This window comes from Paenalcaligenes suwonensis, from assembly GCF_011290505.1.
In the GTDB taxonomy this organism is placed as follows: Bacteria; Pseudomonadota; Gammaproteobacteria; order Burkholderiales; family Burkholderiaceae_B; genus Paenalcaligenes; species Paenalcaligenes suwonensis.
Window position 1 is genome coordinate 39056 of sequence record NZ_JAANPV010000005.1, and the last position, 17146, is coordinate 56201.

A 17146-nucleotide genomic window follows, 5' to 3' on the forward strand; every position below is an offset into this window, starting at 1 on the left:
TTTCATTTGTTGCACTTATGTTTCCATTTAGGCTTAAAGCACATACGCCGCGTGCCGTAATCGTCGTGATATCACTTACTCCGACATGATGAGGAGCACTGCCATGCGCATTAACATGCCTATTACTCAGATTGAAACCGAGCTAGGGCCGGAACAATACCTGATATCCAAGACCGACCTTAAAGGCCGTATTACCTACGCGAACCCTGAGTTCGTCACCATTAGTGGTTTTGAACGCGAAGAGCTCATAGGGAAAGCACATAACATTGTGCGCCACCCCGATATGCCTACCGAGGCCTTTGCCGATTTTTGGGAAACGCTGCAAAAAGGTAAGCCGTGGATGGGGCTGGTTAAAAACCGACGCAAAGATGGCGGTTTTTATTGGGTGCAAGCATTGGTGTCGCCGCTGTATGAAAACGGGCAAGTTATAGGCTATGCCTCGGTACGAACCAAACCCACCCGACAGCAAATAGAAACGGCTGAAACCTTCTATAAAGCCCTACAAGAAAAACGTGCCACCGCCTATTTACAGGAAGGTTTGCTCATCCCTACAGGATGGCGACGTATTCTGCACACCCTAAAGCGCCCTTTCCGCAATAGTATTCCCGGTGCACTAACACGGCTCACCACCCTCTCGTTGCTGGCTATTGGTATTACTGCGACAAGCCCTTATGTCATGCCAGACCAGTGCCCTGCATGGGCTCATGCGCTACTGCCTTCGGTGTTAGCAATAGGTGTGCTGCTGTACACCTGGCGTCTACAACGTCGCCTTAGCCAAGCATTGCAACACGCTACTCTGATCGTGCAGCAGATTTCCACTGGCAACTTAATTCTGGATATAGACCACCTTGCCCATCGTGGTTTAGAGGAGCATAAGAAGCTTTTCTATAACTTAGAACTTATGCGAAAAAGCCTAACTGGCATTGCAGGAGAAACTCGCTACGGTATTCAGGCGGCGAACCAAGCCGTGCAATCGCTCTATGATGCCAATGCACACTTAACCGAGCGCAATAGTAGTCAAGCAGCCTCTATAGAGGAAACAGCCACCAGCATGGAGCAACTGACTACTACGGTTCAACAAAACGCGGATAACGCCCAGCAAGCCAACCAACTGGCTGCGGCGAGCATGAAAACCGCCGAGCGCGGCAGCCACGAAGTAGGCCAACTTATACAAACCATACAAGACATACACCAAGGCTCTACCAAAATCGCCAACATCGTGACACTGATAGACAGTATTGCCTTTCAAACCAATATCTTGGCGTTAAACGCGGCGGTAGAGTCTGCCCGTGCCGGCGAAGCTGGACGGGGTTTTGCTGTGGTGGCATCTGCAGTGCGCAGCTTAGCGCAACGCAGTGCGAGTGCTGCCAGTGATATCAAAACGTTGATTGATGCCTCGGTACAGCGTGTGGACGCTGGGGTGAAGCAGGCCGAAAGCTCCGGACAACATCTACAACACATGCTGGAATCCAGTCAGCGGGTATCTGATATTGTGGCGGAAATTTCCTGCGCATCAGAACAACAAGCGGTGGGCTTAAAACAAGTCAGCGTGGCCATCCAACACATTGACCACACCACGCAACAAAATAGCGACCTGATTGAAAACATTCACCACACGGCGGCCGAACTCGCCAAGCAAACCACCCAGCTAGACGAGGCCATACGCGTTTTAAACGTTGCCTAACCCTCACTCGGGCGAGCAACTGTGGGGGCTCGCCCTTTTACAAACCCACCTTGCCACGCTGTTATACATAAAAAAACCGGCCTAAAAAGGCCGGCAACTTTGGAGCAGATAACACTCTGTTAAGGAGTGGAATCAGGAAACACATTGGTTCCCACAGCAATCACCTGATCCCCCACCTGCTGATAAAACGCCCGTCGGTGTTCTACCTGACGGGTTTCAGGGCTTAGCCACCAATAATCAATGGCTTGAATGCTATTGGGTGACGCATTTTCCAGCATGTCACGCAGAAAGTGCTGGCCTTGTACATCCGCAATATCATCCACCGAGACATCATTGTTTTCAGAAAAAGCAGGGTTCAACACCACTTTACGCTGTGCTTTATCTAGCACAAACACATACTGATCCCGACGCCTAAACTCCCCCTGCTTATTACGGAATTTGCGCAATGCCAAACTAGGGTTAGCAAAGTATTCACTCACCGCTTGTTCTAGCATTTGCTTGGCCTGTTCCTCGGTTGGGTAACCAGGGAAAAAACCCACCGCGACGACAATGCCATCCACGACCTCAAAATACGTAATTTTGATCTCATCTTTGCCATCGTTTGGGTTGAACCAGTAGTACTCAATACTACCGGCCTTATTTTGTTTGGCCAGCTTCAGCATTTGACTAAAAAAAGGTTGCCCTGCATCGTCGGTTTCCGCTAATACGTTCTGCCCTATCAACCCTGCAGACCAGCCGCCACTGGATAACATCTGCCCTGCAGGACTTAGGCTGTACACGTATAAATCACGATCAATAAATGCAGGATCATGCGTGAAATCATTTACGGCTTTGGGACCATTTTGTCGTATATGCTCTATAGCCTTATCAAGCAGCCTGTGCACACGCTGCTGTTGTTCGCTAATTTGAGTAGACGACAAGCCTACAGCATGTTCGGTGCTAGACGGGCCTGCCTGCACACTACCTGCTAAGACCATCGCCCCACCTACGACTACCGCGCCGAGTAAATTATGCGTAGTTCTCATCTTAGTACCCCATTAATCCAGGCAACCATAGCGATAAGCTAGGGATGAAGGCGATGATAAAGATAGCCACGACCAGCACCAAAATAAATGGCAACGCTTTAGCTACCACCTGCTCTACTGTCGCCCCACCTATACCCGATGCCACAAATAGGTTTTCCCCTAGCGGCGGCGTAATGAAGCCCACAGACAAGGTACAAATCACCACAATCCCAACGTGCGTTGGGTCTACACCCAGCATGTAAGTCACGGGCAACAATACGGGTACCAAAATCATGATAGCCGCCAGTGTTTCCATGAACATGCCCACAAACAGCAAGAACGCAATCAGAATGGTCCAGATCAAGTACATGTTGTCTGTCCAGCTAATAAGCGATTCTGCAATCAGGGCTGGAATACGCTGTTCTACCAATAAACGGCCAAACACCGTCGCAGCAAACAAAATCAGCAACACACGCCCCGTAATCCATGTAGTCGTGCGCAACGAGTTAAACAGTTTTGACCAGCTCATTTCGCGGTGAATGCACACCCCTACAAACAAGGTGTAGAAAATGGCCACTACCGCAGACTCTGTAGGCGTGAAGAACCCCGCATAAATACCGCCCAAAATAAAAACGGGGGCAAAAATAGACCACACACCGCGACGCAAAGACTTTTTCAAATCCGACAAACACCAGCCTGAGCCCATGCCTTTATAGCCAGACTTACGTGAAATGATGTAGTTCATCACCAGCAAGCTAGAGGCCATCACTAGCCCGGGCACCACCCCAGCAATAAACAGTTTAGAAATGGAAACCGTAGAGAACTGGCCGTGCAAAGCGATAGCCTCTGCTGGTGGGCGCAAGCCTAGGGCTGAAATACCAAAAATCACCATGGGAATAGAGGGCGGGATAATAATCCCTAAACCACCCGATGAGGCCGTTAATGCCGATGCATAGCTCAGGTCGTATTTACGTTGCGTCATGGCTGGGATCATCAGCATCCCCACCGCCGCCGTGGTAGCTGGCCCCGACCCCGAAATTGCACCAAAAAATAGGCAGGCCAGAACGGTTGCCATGCCCAGCCCGCCTGTAACCGGCCCTGCTAAGGTTTCAGCAATATCCACTAATCGCCGCGAAATCCCTCCGGCCTCCATCAATGCCCCTGCCAAAATAAAAGCAGGTAATGCCATCAACGGAAAACTTCCTACCGAGGTAAACGCAATCTGTACAAACGAAATGGGGTTTTTTCCCAGCGCCAAAAACGCAAACATGGCAGCACCGGCTAGCGATACTGTAATGGGTGCGCCCAATAGCAGCAGTACAAAAAACCCGCCAAACAATAACCCTACAATAGACTGCTCCATGACTTAGGCTCCTTCCACCACGCTGTCACGGGCTTCAGCCCCCTGACGTTTAATTGCTTCTAGTTCTTGGCTTTCAGGGTCTACCAGCTCTACGTGTTTAAACCAGACCAAGTAGTTGTTCCACAAAATACGTATAGACATCAGCAAAAATGCAGCCGGTAACACCATAAAGAAATACTTCATGGGAATACCCGTTGTTTGGGATTTCCAAAATGAATTCATACGATTGAACACAAAGTCGTAGCTCAACCAGGTGAAGTACAGGTTAAAGGCCACCCACAACAAGTCAGCAATGGACTCCGTTACCTTCTTCACAATAGGAGGGAAAAACTTGAACTGAAATGTCACACGGTTATGCGCGGACATTTTGGCGGCCACCACTGCCCCTAAATAGGCAAACCATACAAACATGTAGGTAGCGACCTCTTCACCCCACGGAATGCTGTAGGCGAAAAACTGTCGCAAAATAATCTGAACAAACAACAGGATTACAAAGGTGCTTAATAGCAAAGCACAGATGTACTCCTCAAAATGATCCACTATGTGTACTAGTGCTTTTTTTATCCTCATACCTGTCTCCAACATCACTCTTTAGCCTGATTTAGGCGTGTATCAGGCAGCATCAAGGCAGATACCGGCTCATGGCAGGTATCTGCGGTACTTCAGTTTCTTGATGAAAAACGCGGTTTAACGGTTCAGCGTGGCCAAGATGGCATCTAAGCGCTCTTTACCGCCGATGGAGTCATAGAAAGCTGGCCACACTTTGGTGGTTGCCGCTTCAATCCATTCCTGCTCATTGTTAGCTGGCTCTACGATCTCCATACCCGCCGCTTGCAACTCTTGCTTGATGCGCTCTTCGGTAGCTTGGATGTATTCGTAGCTATGCTCAGTCGCCGCTTGACCGGCGGCCAAAATCCACGCTTGCACTTCAGGAGTTTGTGCTTGGAACACTTGCTCACTCATGACCAACGGCTCGAGCGAGAACAGGTAGCGAATGGGGGTAATGTACTTCTGCACTTCATCAAACTTCATGGCAGAAATAGTCATGTATGGATTATCTTGCCCGTCTACTACACCTTGTTGCAAGGCCGTAAAGGTTTCATTCCACGCCATAGGTGTAGGGTTCACGCCCCACGCGTTATACGAGGCAATCATCAATTCGTTTTTAGGCACACGAATGATCAAGCCTTTCAGGTCATCCAATGTGCGTACTGGACGTTTAGAGTTGGTGAGCACACGGAAGCCCGAGTACGACCAACCAATAATACGCACGCCAGCATCACGAATGGTGTTTTCAGTGAGTTCTTTACCCACGTCACCTTGGGTCAGTATTTTGGCGTCCTCTACACTTTGAATCACGTAAGGCAACGTGAGCACGGCCACACTGGGGGAAAACGGGGTGATGTTGTTGATCGCTAAAATGGAGAAATCCAACAACCCCATTGCCGCATCATTAATCGTATCTTGCTCATCGCCTAACTGACTGTTTGGAAACAGATCAGCGGTCATGCTGCCACCACTTTTTTCTTTCAACTGCTCGGCAAATGCTTTGCCCAGTTCATATTGAGTACCACCAGCCGCATCACCAATCGCTACCTTAAAGGTGGTAGCGCTTGCAGCCGTTGCCAACAACAAACTTGCTGCCCAAACAGAACCTGTGAGCCATTTTTTGAGTGTCATCGTAGTCTCCTCCCTCTTTGTCAGAGGTGTGTGTGTATTACAGCAAAACCAAGCACCAGACTCCTTTTTCCGGTGCTTGGGGATTTCAGCCCCTACAGCACCTCATCTTTCAAGTGATACCAGCGATACAAGAAGCGCTGACCAAATCGTCTAAACGGGGCAAAAAACTCGGACTCCACCATTTCCCGTACATTCGGGAACGGTAATCTGTCTTGGAATATAGGCAGATCCAGCTCTTGGCCTTTGCCTGCAATCCACTGGGCCATGCGCCTACCTGCTTGTGATGAATACATCACGCCATTACCGCCATAACCCATTGCGTAATAAATGGTTTGTTTTGGGTCTGGCTGCACAATGCGCGGCATCATGTCGTGACTGACGTCTACCCATCCCCACCAGGAATAAGCAATATCAATGCCTTTTAGCTCTGGAAACTTACGCTCCATTGCACCTACTAGCAGGTCTTGATACTTACGTTGCGGCGCATCTTTGCCCGTAATCGCGCTACGGCTACCAATCTGCAAACGGTTATCCGGCAACAAACGGTAGTAGTTACGCAGCACACGTGTATCGGTTAGTACCTGATGCGTGTAAAAACGGCAGGCCTCAATCTCTGCTGCAGTCAGCGGACGAGTCACCATGGAATTAGACAAAATCGGCAATAAGCGATTTTTAAACTCTTTATGCAACCCATTAGAGGTATAGCCACCAGTTGCCACCCCTACGGCTTTGGCTTTGACCACGCCACCTGGGGTTTGCAAATAGTGATAGCCGTTTCGAGTTTTCCAGCTTTGTACTGGGCTGGATGGGTGCACAGTAGCCCCCAAAGCACGGGCTTTTTTCAAATAACCAAAGGCCAATTTTCCGGCGTGTATACCTATACCCTCAGGCTCATGCATCGCACCATGGGCTTCATGATCATTCACCCACTCGTTACGTACGGTGTCAGCACTTAAAATGCGCGCATCGTAGTTAAAGGTGTCACGCAATAACGCCGCTTCTTTTTCTAGAACCGGCATCACACGTTCACGGTGAGCAATGTACAAATGGCCACCCGGTTGCGGATCACAGTCTATGTCTTTGATCAGCTCTTTGAAGTTCTCCATGCCCTCTACGCACTCACGGTGCATTTTCAGAGCTGTCTCTACACCCCAACGCTGAATCCACTGCGAACGCTTTAATCGGCCCGAGGCACATTGTGCTTGACCGCCGTTACGTGTACTACACCCCCACGCGGTACGGTTGGCTTCTAGTACTGTTGCTTTGATACCGTGTTCTTGGGCCAGGAAAATGGCTGTCGTTAAGCCCGTAAAACCCGAACCAATAATGGCCACATCCACTTCTATATCGTGGGTAATAGGACCATCATCTTCTGGTGGTTCACCAGCAGTACCTACCCAATAGGTAGGTGCATATTCCGTACCTTCACCAGGATTGCTATGCGCGGTGAACGGATCATAGGCTGGATCATAAGGACGTTTAGCAGGTGTAGCATGCCCTAACGTCTCAGCCATAGTCTGTTTTGACGTTTCTTGGAGCATATTATTTCCCGCTAGTCACTGGAGGACGGTTTTTACGGAAGGCATTTTTAATGGCAATTTTGTCACCCTCAAACGTGAACAAATCCACCATCAGTGCTTCGTGTTTGCCACCATTCAGGTCTGTACCTTTAAAGCGCGATGTAGACATGGCGTGGTTGGCATCCAGCATATGGAAGTCACCATCTAACCATGCTGCATCGGGGAAGTTTTTCCACGCCGACTCAAAAGCCACACGTACTTTCTCGTGGCCTTGGTGAATAGTGCCTTCTACTTCATTACCCGCAATCGCGTAGAATGCACAATCTTTGGTCATCATGCTCATGATGGTATCAATATCATGGTCATTCCACGCTTGGCTGTAGGCTTTCAATAGTTCTAGTTTTTGATTCATGTTCTTGTGCTCCTTCCAGTTATCGTCGTTATTGCATTACCGGCTGTGCGTCGCTATGTATTAGCCCTGTAGTAGGTGAGGACGCTTCAGCCAAATAATGTTTTTTGGGCATACGCCCAGCTAAAAATGCATCACGCCCTGCCTGCACCGCCCTGCGCATAGCTCGCGCCATACGAATGGGGTCTTGTGCGTAAGAGATGGCAGAATTCATCAGTACCGCATCGCACCCTAGTTCCATGGCGATGGTGGCGTCTGAGGCAGTTCCCACCCCAGCGTCCAGCAGTACTGGTACGTTTATTTGATCCAAAATCAGACGTATATTCCACGGGTTCAAAATGCCCATGCCCGAGCCGATAATCGAGGCCAACGGCATAATGGCAACGCAGCCCATGTCTTCCAACATACGTGCTTGTATAGGGTCGTCCGAGCAGTACACCATCACGTCAAAGCCTTCTTTCACCAGCGTTTTCGCCGCCTTTAAGGTTTCAGGCATGTTGGGGTACAGGTTTTTCTGACTACCGAAAATTTCGAGTTTTGCCAACGAATGGCCATCCAACAATTCGCGCGCTAAACGCAGCGTGCGTACCGCGTCGTCGGCGCTAAAGCAGCCAGCGGTGTTGGGTAAATAGGTGTAGTCTTGCGGTGAAACATAGTCCAGCAAACTGGGCTCGCCAGCATCCTGACCTATGTTGGTGCGGCGTATAGCAACGGTGACAATCTCTGCCCCGCTCTGCTCTACCGCTTCGCGTGTTTCAACAAAATCTTTGTACTTGCCAGTGCCTACCAGCAATCTGGATTGGTATGAGCGGCCTGCAATAACGAGTGCGTCTTCCATAAAACAGCCTGTTCTTTTGTTGACTTCAATAGGAGGGGGCGAGCCGCCCCCTCCAGGCACTACTCAATCTAGAAAAATTAGACGTAGTCTTTGTATTTTTCCAGCAAACGTACAGGACGTTTCAGCGCATCACGACGGAACGGATCACCCAGTTCGCGTGTACACATGATTTCCAACACGCAGGTTTTGCCCTCGTTCATCTGCATGTCAATGGCGCGTTTCAGTGCAGGACCTACATCCTCCAAACGATCCACGACTATACCCTCAGCACCCATGGCTTTGGCAATATCTGCAAACGATGCGTTATCCAACTCGCCGGCTACAAAACGACGGTTGTAGAACTCCACCTGGTTTTTCTTCTCAGCACCCCATTGACGGTTATGGAACACCACCGCTGTCACGGGAATTTCATGACGTACCGCTGTCATGATTTCCATCATGCTCATGCCCCATGCGCCATCACCGGCGTACGACACCGCTGGACGCTCTGGTGCAGCCGTTTTGGCACCAATAATAGTAGGCAATGCGTAACCGCAGTTACCAAAGCTCATGGGGGCGAAGAAGCTGCGTGGTTTTTCAAAACGCAGGTAGCTGTGCGCCACCGAGTTAATGTTACCGATATCTGTAGACACCATTACATCGGCAGGCATGGCTTTTTCCAGCTCACGCAATACTTGACGTGGGTGTAGGTATTCGCCGCCATTAAAGGTTTTCTCTTTGGCATTTTCAGCAATCATGTCCAAGCTGTATGGATCAGTTTCGTGTGTCCACGCATCCAATTCTGCTTCCCATGTCGCTTTTTCTTGGGCAATGGTTGCTGCGCGATCCGCTTTAGTCGCATCGCTAGCCAGTTTGCGCGCACTCACGCGTGCCAACAGCTCTTTAGCCACGGCTTTTGCGTCACCACAAATACCGACGGAGATTTTTTTCACCAGACCCAGCATTTTGTGATCGGCATCAATTTGGATGATCTTGGCATTTTTAGGCCAGTAATCAATACCGTACTGCGGCAATGTACCAAATGGTCCCAAGCGAGTACCCAGCGCAATCACCACGTCAGCTTGCGAAATCAGCTTCATACCTGCTTTGGAACCTTGGTAACCCAAAGGACCGCACCACAGAGGATGGCTAGCAGGGAAAGAGTCGTTATGCTGATAGCTGTTCACAACCGGAGCACCCAAGCGTTCAGCCAGCGCTTTACACTCTTCAACCGCGTCGCTCATCACCACACCACCGCCCGAAATAATCACCGGGAATTTAGCGTTAGCCAACAATTCCAGTGCTTCTTCCAGTGCTTGTTCGCCACCATGACCACGATCTAATTTACGTGGTGTAGGGATTTCACATGTCACTTCACCGTAGAAGTAGTCACGTGGAATATTCAACTGGGTTGGGCCCATCTCGGTCATCGCACGCTCGAAACACAAGCTTGTGTATTCAGCCATACGAGCAGGATTGGTCACATGCCCTTGGTATTTAGTAAATTCTTGGAACATGGGTAGCTGGTTACACTCTTGGAAACCACCCAGACCCATTGTGTTGGTACCTGCCTCAGGCGTCACGATCACCACAGGACTATGTGCCCAGTAAGCCGCCGCAATACCGGTTACGCAGTTACTGATACCAGGGCCATTCTGGCCAATCACCACACCATGCTTACCGGATACGCGAGCGTAACCATCGGCCATGTGCGCAGCACCTTGTTCGTGCACCACCGGAATCAAGCGTATCCCTGCTGGCGCAAAAATATCCATGGCATCCATAAAAGCGGACCCCATGATCCCAAACATATCCTTCACACCGTAAGACACCATGGTCTCTACGAATGCCTCTGAAGGGGTCATTTTTGTTAGTCCGGTTACCGGCTTACGGTTATCTGCTACCTGGCTCATCACCTAGTCTCCATTTATATACAAATACAGTGTATGGCACACCACATGCATCAAAAATCTTATTTTCCGAGATTTTTTAAACACTTTATCGAGACAAAAACAGTCTGTCAATCATAAAATGGATAATAATCTCAATATTCGATATATTTAGTACCATATATTGTGTATAAATAGATAAAAACCCTTAGTCCAGCAGTAGAGGAGTAGAAATGTCTCAAAAAATAGAAATACCTGAACATAACGTATCAGTAAAAGAAAAATTCGGTATAGAAAGCCCCTTGCATGTACCGGCTTTTAGTGAAGCCACTGAATACGTACCTGCTGTGGATGAGGCCTACCGTTTTGATCCCGAAGTCACGCTGTCGTTGTTGGCGGGCTTTGCGCACAACCGACGTGTACTCATACAAGGTAGGCACGGTACAGGGAAATCCACACACATAGAACAAGTGGCAGCACGACTAAATTGGCCCTGCATACGGGTTAACTTAGACGGCCATATCAGCCGCTTAGACTTAGTAGGCAAAGACACCATCACCATTCAAGACGGGCTGCAAGTGACCCGCTTTCAAGAGGGCGTGATCCCTTGGGCCATGCAACGCCCTATGGCATTAATACTGGATGAGTACGATGCAGGTAGGCCTGATGTGATGTTTGTGATTCAGCAAATACTGGAACAAGACGGGCGCTTTACCTTGCTGGATCAAAATCGTGTGTTACACCCACACCCCTACTTCCGGATTTTTGCTACCACCAATACGCTGGGCTTAGGTGATCAAACGGGTTTATACCGTGGTACACACAGCTTGAACCATGCTCAGCTTGATAGATGGAACATCGTCAGTACCTTGAACTACCTGCCCGCTGCAGAAGAAGAAGCCATTGTGTTGGGGCGCGTCCCCGTTAAAAACACCGAGCAAGGCAAACACGATATACAGGCGATGGTGGCCTTGGCTAACCTTACCCGCCAAGCCTTTGCTGTGGGTGATTTATCGACGCTGATGTCGCCACGTACGGTTATCACCTGGGCTGAAAACTGCACCCTTTTTCACGATAAACGTCGTGCTTTTGTGGTGTCTTTCTTTAATAAATGCGATGAAAGCGAGCAAAACCTCGTCAAAGAGCTGTACCAACGTTGCTTTAACGAAGAACTGCTGCCCAACGACGCTTCAGCCTAATTAGGGAGCACCGCATGAGTACCCCCGCCTCCCCTGACCTGCGCGAGCAGCGCCGCATACGTGAACTGAGCGCCATGGTGACACGCGCCTTGGCCGATGATGCTCAGGTACATATACGGCAGCAGCTATTTTTTAAGGCAAACCGCCCTTTGGTGGCCTTAGCCCCGCATCTGCGTTTGCATGACACCGAAGACTTGCAAGGTATGCGTGGTGTTGCTGACAGCCTTGCCCTGCGTTTGCTGCATACCCAGACCGCCCTGCATCAACAGTTGATACCGTCGGATGCGGTATCTCGATTAATCTTTGACTGGCTGGAAGCACTGCGTACCGAGTCTTTAGCCCCTGCCTACATGCCGGGGATGCGCTATAACTTGCAGCAACGTTTCTATTTTTGGTCGGCAGGCTACTACCATGCCCGTCATACCGAAAGTGAATTGGGTATTTGGCTCTACACCTTGGCACAAATGTGTTGGAGCCGCCTAAACGCTCTGCCTGTCTATGAGGAAACAGAAGACTTTATAGAAAGCACCCGTGCTGGCTTAACCCCCGTACTGGGGCCACTGCTATACCAACTACGCAAACACCGAGATGACCAAGCGACTTACGCGACTTACGCCTTGCAAGTCGCCGCCTTAGTGCATCACGAAGTAGAAGCCATGCGGCAAGCCCAGCCCGAAGCTGCTAATGACACCGAAGACGAACCGGAATGGGACAACTTTTCGTTATTGCTGGATTTTGATGGCGATGACGCGGCGTCATTTGCGCCAACCGCCAGTACGACGGAACGGCTACCTACCACTGCACCTGAACGCTATCAGGTGTATGACAACCAGTACGATAAAGAAGAGCATCTGGCCGAATTAATACGCCCCGAATTACTGAATGCCTATAGAGAACAAATCAATCAACGCATTGCCCACCAACACCTGCACCTTAATTTGTTGGTTCAGCGCTTACGACGCGCCTTAACCCTACACAGCGACCCACGTTGGGTTAACGATCAAGAAGACGGGTATATAGACGGTGCGCGCTTAAGCCAATTGGTGAGCAACCCCAATGAACGCCGCCTATTTAGGCAACCTACACTGGCACCTCACACCCCTTGCAGCATCAGCTTCTTGGTGGATTGCTCAGGCTCAATGAAGCACCATGCCGAAACCGTCACCTTGATGGTGGACATTCTTAGCCGTGCCTTAGAACAAGCAGGCGCTCAAACTGAGGTGCTGGGCTTTTCTACCCATGCATGGAATGGCGGCAAGCCCTTTAAACGCTGGATGGCGCGACAACGCCCAGCCAACCCCGGAAGATTAAACGAGGTTAGCCACCGCATTTTCAAAGCCGCACAAACACCGTGGAAACGCGCTAACCGCGACATCACCGCGCTGATGAAACTGGACTATTACCGCGAAGGTATTGACGGTGAAGCCGTGCAGTGGGCTTGTCAGCGCTTACTGTCGCAACAAAGCGAACGTAAGATTCTCTACGTGCTGTCTGATGGCTGCCCCATGGACAGTGCTACCAACCTAGGTAACAACGAACACTACTTAGAGAATCACCTGCTACAGGTGTTAGCACGCTCGGCTCAACAAGGTGTAGAGGTGTGGGGCATAGGCATAGGGTTAGATCTAAGCCGGCTCTATACGCATTCACTGATTGCAGATTTTGAGCACGGCTTAGACAACCACTTTCTGGATGATTTTGTGCGCAGCCTACGCCCTACTCACCTTGGCCTTGGTTCTCGATCTTAGCCAATGCCGCCGCCGCCCGTTTTAAGGCGGGTAAACACGACAGCGCCTTATCGGGTGTCATACGCATCACAGGCGCTTGCGTGGCAACGGCCATATTAGAACGTCCGCCATCGGCACGAGGCACCAACACGGCTACGCAAAACAACCCCGGCAAAAACTCTTCGTTGTCGAAGGCATAGCCACTTTCCTTGACCAGCGCCAACTCTTTTTCCAGATCGTCCAAGGTGGTGATGGTATTTTTGGTGTAGCTTTCTAAAGGGGTATCCGCTAATAAGCGACGGCGTTGCGCCGGGCTCATTTGTGCCAGTAGCACTTTACCGCTAGCCGAACAATGCACGGGGACGCGGGAACCTGGGCGCAAGTAAAAACGCAAAGGGGCTTCGGTTTCTACCCTATCCATATACAGCACTTCACTACCAGACAGCGCTGTTAAGTTACAGCTTTCGCCTAGTTCATTACCTAAATTACGCAATACGGCGCGTCTAGCCCCGTATTTAGTGTCATTAAGCAGCAAATCTTCGGCTAAACGGCGTAAGCGTCCACCTACGCAATAATGCCTACCATCGGTATCGCGGGCCAACATGCCAGCCCCTTCCAGTTGCTGCAACATACGATGCACAGTTGGCTTAGGTAGCTCAATTGCATCGACCACATCCTGCAAAGCAAACATACGATCTTGACTGGCGATTAGTTCCAATATGCCGAACAAACGCATAGTGGGTGTATCGCCAGAGTTTTTTACTTTTGACTCACGTACTTCTGCTTGTTTTTCAGCCATATACAGAACTCACTTTTCAGACTCTTTGCGTCTCATTGTATATCAAAAAAACCTTGACACTTGTTTATAACGCCAAAAATCTGCTATAAATCTCATTAAACAGAACAATATATCTCGATAAACAAGAAGGAGACTAAAGTGCGCTTACTGGACAACATCATTGAGGCGGCACGTAGTCAACCTGCCACCATCGTATTATGCGAAGCCGATGACCCTAGAGTTTTAGCGGCTGCACGGCGCGCTCAAACCGACGGTATTGCCCATATTATTTTGGTGGGCTCACTACCTGCCATTGAGGCGTGCGCCCAACAAAATGCCATCTCACTTGCGGGCTTGCGCATTGAAGACCCGGCTCACTCTACCCTGCGCCCCACGATGGAGGCTCAGCTTTTACGCTTACGCGCCCCTAAAGGGATGACGACAGAACATGCTGCTACCCAAATACAAGATCCGCTGTGTTTTGCCAACATGTTGGTGCACAGTGGTATTGCCGATGGGTCTGTAGCTGGTGCGGTATACAGCACTGCCGATGTAGTACGTTGCGCTTTGCAATTAATTGGTAAAGCGCCTGAGGCAGAATTAGTATCCAGCTTTTTCTTAATGCTGATGTGCCAACCCCACCACCCCTACCAAGGGGGCATGATTTTTAGTGACTGCGGTTTAGTGATTGACCCCAATGCCGAACAATTAGCCAGTATCGCCCAAGCAGCCGCTCAGTCTGCCCGTACTCTGCTGCAAACTGAGCCGCGTATTGCCATGCTGTCGTTTTCTACCGCCGGTAGCGCGCACCACCCTGCCGTCGATAAAGTCATTAAAGCGGCCCAGTTAGTCAAGCAACGCTGCCCTGATTTAGCCATTGATGAAGACATACAGTTAGATGCTGCACTTGTCCCTGCTATTGCGGCACGAAAACTGCCTGATTCGCATGTCAAGGGGCAGGCTAACGTCTTAATTTTCCCTAACCTTGAAGCTGGTAACATAGCGTATAAAGCCGCCGAACGCTTAGGCCAACTCACTGCCATTGGCCCACTACTGCAAGGCTTACGCAAACCTGCTAACGACCTTTCCCGAGGCTGTAGCAGCGACGATATTTACGCTGTGATCGCCATCACCTCTTTGCAAACACTCTCTACGTCATGAGCTTGATCTCCCCCCTGCTTTTACTGCTCATTATTGTTATTGGTACCTACTTTCAAACCATCACTGGCTTTGGTTTAGCCATGATCGTGATCGGCATTAACAGTGCGGTAGGGCTCACCAGCGTACCGTTTATTGCGTCGGTAGTTAGTTTGGTGAGCTTAGTAAATAGCGGTGTGGCGTTACCTAAGCACCTGCACCATATTGATTGGCGACTGGCCAATACCACCTTGTTGGGGGTGATTCCTGCCAGCGTACTAGGCGTGGTGCTGTTAAATTTTTTAAATGCTCAAGCCACTAGTATTTTGGAGTTTCTGCTGGGGTGCGTGATTGGCTATAGCGGCATTAATTTTGCCCTGCGCCCACGCCAGCACAAAGAGGTGTCCAGCCTACGGTCTTTTTTCTCGGTAGGCTTTATTTCGGGACTATGCGGCGGGCTCTTCGGTATTCCAGGGCCACCGGTTATTTTCCACTTGTACAGACAACCACTAAGCTTGGCCGTCACACGCAATATGTTGCTGCTGATCTTTGCCTGTACCGCTTTTTCTCGTAGCTTGTACGAATTCATTACCACTGGTTTTCCTGACGGTACGCTCACCACCACCTTACTGGCCGTGCCCTGCGTGGCTGTAGTCACGATGCTGACGCAGCGCTTTCCCCCGCCACTTAGCGTTGAAACAGTACGTCGTATCACCTTTGGTACGTTAATTCTGATTGGTATCAGTCTTATCGTGCGTAGCCTAAGCGCACTGCTGTAACCCTCCTTTCTTTGCGATCAGGGGTAAATCCTTATAGGATTTGCCCCTTTTTACATTGCCGTCTGAATAAAAAAAACATACCATCAAATCTCATTAAACAAAACAAAAAGTACCATAAAGGAGATTTCATGAGGAAGACAACCGCAAAACTCTGGTTAATGGGTATAGGTTTATGTGCAGCCTCCTTTGCACAAGCGGCTTACGAAGGCCCTGCAGTACGTTTTAAATTAGCGCACACCGCCCCACCCGGTAACCACATCACCGGTGCTTACGAAAAATTTGCTGAGCTAGTGAAAGAAAAGTCAGATGGCAAAGTGGTAGTACAACTCTTCCCCGGTGCCATTTTGGGTAGCGACCGCGTATTAATTGAAGGCGCCCAAAAAGGCACCTTGCAAGTGGGTGTGAGCTCTACCCCCAACTTGGCAAACTTTTCCAATCAATTCCAAGTCTTTGACCTGCCTTACATCACCACGCCAGAAAAGCAGCAACAACTCTACGCTGCTATGAATCCTGGTGGTGCGCTGAACCAGTATCTGGAAAAAGCCGCTAACGACATTGGCTTACAGCCCATCATGTATGCCGAGTACGGTTACCGTCACTTTGTATCCAGCGACACACCACTGAACAGCGCAGCCGACTTGGAAGGCTTAAAAATGCGCACGACGGACTCCCCCGTCGAAGTTGCCGTAGCCAAAGCCCTCAACACCAACCCTGCCCCCATCGCCTGGGGAGAGGTCTATACCTCGCTGCAACAAGGCACCATTGACGCTGAAGGCAACACCTTCCCTCACCTGTACGGCGCAAAACACCACGAGGCCCTGAAGTACGCCATTACCTCGGCACACAACTATGGCATGCAAGTCGCCATGGCCAACAAAAAATGGTGGGACAGCTTGGCTCCAGAAACACAGCAAGTCATCAAAGATGCGGCGCTAGAGGCCGTGACCTATCAACGTGAAGTGCTATACCCCGAAAACGAGAAGCAAGCACGACAAGCTTTCGAAGACGCTGGCATCACTATCCATGACGCCACTCCTGAAGAAATCCAAACCTTCAAAACCCTGACACGCCCTGTATTTGATGAGTTTGCAGCCAAACTGCCTGCCGAACTGATTGAACTCGTAGAACAAACACAACAATAAGATTCATGCGTAGCCAGC

The 17146-nt window shown here is 49.9% G+C and carries 15 protein-coding genes; 6 read left to right on the plus strand and 9 right to left on the minus strand.

What is annotated here, in order from left to right; translation table 11 throughout:
* Positions 1–103 precede the first annotated feature (103 nt).
* A complete protein-coding gene (locus GY634_RS08860) occupies positions 104–1684 on the plus strand; it encodes a methyl-accepting chemotaxis protein (RefSeq protein WP_166408188.1) in 1581 nt (526 codons plus the stop codon).
* Positions 1685–1803: 119 nt separating this feature from the next.
* On the opposite strand, the gene GY634_RS08865 is transcribed toward GY634_RS08860, so the two are convergent.
* The 8 genes from GY634_RS08865 to xsc form a co-directional block, all read right to left on the minus strand.
* The gene (locus tag GY634_RS08865) at positions 1804–2709 is read right to left on the minus strand and encodes a cache domain-containing protein (protein WP_166408189.1); all 906 of its coding nucleotides are present in this window, start codon (positions 2707–2709) and stop codon (positions 1804–1806) included.
* 1 nt (position 2710) lies between these two features.
* Entirely contained in the window at positions 2711–4051 is a 1341-nt protein-coding gene (locus GY634_RS08870; protein ID WP_166408190.1) for a TRAP transporter large permease, read from the minus strand.
* A gap of 3 nt (positions 4052–4054) precedes the next feature.
* A complete protein-coding gene (locus GY634_RS08875; RefSeq protein ID WP_166408191.1) occupies positions 4055–4621 on the minus strand; it encodes a TRAP transporter small permease in 567 nt (188 codons plus the stop codon).
* A gap of 117 nt (positions 4622–4738) precedes the next feature.
* Entirely contained in the window at positions 4739–5731 is a 993-nt protein-coding gene (locus GY634_RS08880; RefSeq protein WP_166408192.1) for a TRAP transporter substrate-binding protein, read from the minus strand.
* Positions 5732–5823: 92 nt separating this feature from the next.
* Complete coding sequence (locus GY634_RS08885; RefSeq protein WP_242683660.1) at positions 5824–7245, minus strand: NAD(P)/FAD-dependent oxidoreductase; 1422 nt, start codon at positions 7243–7245, stop codon at positions 5824–5826.
* Positions 7246–7273: 28 nt separating this feature from the next.
* Positions 7274–7663, minus strand: a complete 390-nt coding sequence (locus GY634_RS08890) for a nuclear transport factor 2 family protein (RefSeq protein WP_166408194.1) — start codon at positions 7661–7663, stop codon at positions 7274–7276.
* A gap of 28 nt (positions 7664–7691) precedes the next feature.
* Positions 7692–8498, minus strand: a complete 807-nt coding sequence (locus GY634_RS08895) for a thiazole synthase (protein ID WP_166408195.1) — start codon at positions 8496–8498, stop codon at positions 7692–7694.
* Between the two features lie 77 nt (positions 8499–8575).
* Positions 8576–10390: a sulfoacetaldehyde acetyltransferase gene (xsc, locus tag GY634_RS08900; protein ID WP_166408196.1), complete on the minus strand. Its 1815-nt coding sequence runs from the start codon at positions 10388–10390 to the stop codon at positions 8576–8578.
* A gap of 209 nt (positions 10391–10599) precedes the next feature.
* On the opposite strand from xsc, the gene GY634_RS08905 reads away from it, so the two are divergent.
* Positions 10600–11565, plus strand: coding sequence for an AAA family ATPase (locus GY634_RS08905; RefSeq protein ID WP_166408197.1), 966 nt, complete (start codon positions 10600–10602; stop codon positions 11563–11565).
* 14 nt (positions 11566–11579) lie between these two features.
* Positions 11580–13313: a cobaltochelatase CobT-related protein gene (locus GY634_RS08910; RefSeq protein WP_166408198.1), complete on the plus strand. Its 1734-nt coding sequence runs from the start codon at positions 11580–11582 to the stop codon at positions 13311–13313.
* Here the strand turns inward: GY634_RS08910 and GY634_RS08915 are convergent.
* Positions 13282–14091, minus strand: a complete 810-nt coding sequence (locus GY634_RS08915) for an IclR family transcriptional regulator (protein ID WP_166408199.1) — start codon at positions 14089–14091, stop codon at positions 13282–13284. The two genes, GY634_RS08910 and GY634_RS08915, sit on opposite strands and share 32 nt — an antisense overlap.
* Before the next feature lie 138 nt (positions 14092–14229).
* Between GY634_RS08915 and pta the strand changes: the two genes are divergently transcribed.
* From pta to GY634_RS08930, 3 genes are all read left to right on the plus strand, one after another.
* The gene (gene pta / locus GY634_RS08920; protein ID WP_166408200.1) at positions 14230–15231 is read left to right on the plus strand and encodes a phosphate acetyltransferase; all 1002 of its coding nucleotides are present in this window, start codon (positions 14230–14232) and stop codon (positions 15229–15231) included.
* On the plus strand, positions 15228–15986 hold the full coding sequence (locus GY634_RS08925; RefSeq protein ID WP_166408201.1) for a sulfite exporter TauE/SafE family protein: 759 nt from the start codon (positions 15228–15230) through the stop codon (positions 15984–15986). Before pta ends, GY634_RS08925 begins: the two co-directional genes overlap by 4 nt.
* A 128-nt stretch (positions 15987–16114) precedes the next feature.
* The gene (locus GY634_RS08930) at positions 16115–17128 is read left to right on the plus strand and encodes a TRAP transporter substrate-binding protein (protein WP_166408202.1); all 1014 of its coding nucleotides are present in this window, start codon (positions 16115–16117) and stop codon (positions 17126–17128) included.
* The last annotated feature ends 18 nt before the right edge of the window (positions 17129–17146 follow it).

Coding starts and splice junctions, on each gene's coding strand:
- GY634_RS08860 (WP_166408188.1), top strand. CDS start 104: ATGCGCATTAACATGCCTATTACTCAGATTGAAACCGAGCTAGGGCCG.
- GY634_RS08865 (WP_166408189.1), bottom strand. CDS start 2,709: ATGAGAACTACGCATAATTTACTCGGCGCGGTAGTCGTAGGTGGGGCG.
- GY634_RS08870 (WP_166408190.1), bottom strand. CDS start 4,051: ATGGAGCAGTCTATTGTAGGGTTATTGTTTGGCGGGTTTTTTGTACTG.
- GY634_RS08875 (WP_166408191.1), bottom strand. CDS start 4,621: ATGAGGATAAAAAAAGCACTAGTACACATAGTGGATCATTTTGAGGAG.
- GY634_RS08880 (WP_166408192.1), bottom strand. CDS start 5,731: ATGACACTCAAAAAATGGCTCACAGGTTCTGTTTGGGCAGCAAGTTTG.
- GY634_RS08885 (WP_242683660.1), bottom strand. CDS start 7,245: ATGGCTGAGACGTTAGGGCATGCTACACCTGCTAAACGTCCTTATGAT.
- GY634_RS08890 (WP_166408194.1), bottom strand. CDS start 7,663: ATGAATCAAAAACTAGAACTATTGAAAGCCTACAGCCAAGCGTGGAAT.
- GY634_RS08895 (WP_166408195.1), bottom strand. CDS start 8,498: ATGGAAGACGCACTCGTTATTGCAGGCCGCTCATACCAATCCAGATTG.
- xsc (WP_166408196.1), bottom strand. CDS start 10,390: ATGAGCCAGGTAGCAGATAACCGTAAGCCGGTAACCGGACTAACAAAA.
- GY634_RS08905 (WP_166408197.1), top strand. CDS start 10,600: ATGTCTCAAAAAATAGAAATACCTGAACATAACGTATCAGTAAAAGAA.
- GY634_RS08910 (WP_166408198.1), top strand. CDS start 11,580: ATGAGTACCCCCGCCTCCCCTGACCTGCGCGAGCAGCGCCGCATACGT.
- GY634_RS08915 (WP_166408199.1), bottom strand. CDS start 14,091: ATGGCTGAAAAACAAGCAGAAGTACGTGAGTCAAAAGTAAAAAACTCT.
- GY634_RS08925 (WP_166408201.1), top strand. CDS start 15,228: ATGAGCTTGATCTCCCCCCTGCTTTTACTGCTCATTATTGTTATTGGT.
- GY634_RS08930 (WP_166408202.1), top strand. CDS start 16,115: ATGAGGAAGACAACCGCAAAACTCTGGTTAATGGGTATAGGTTTATGT.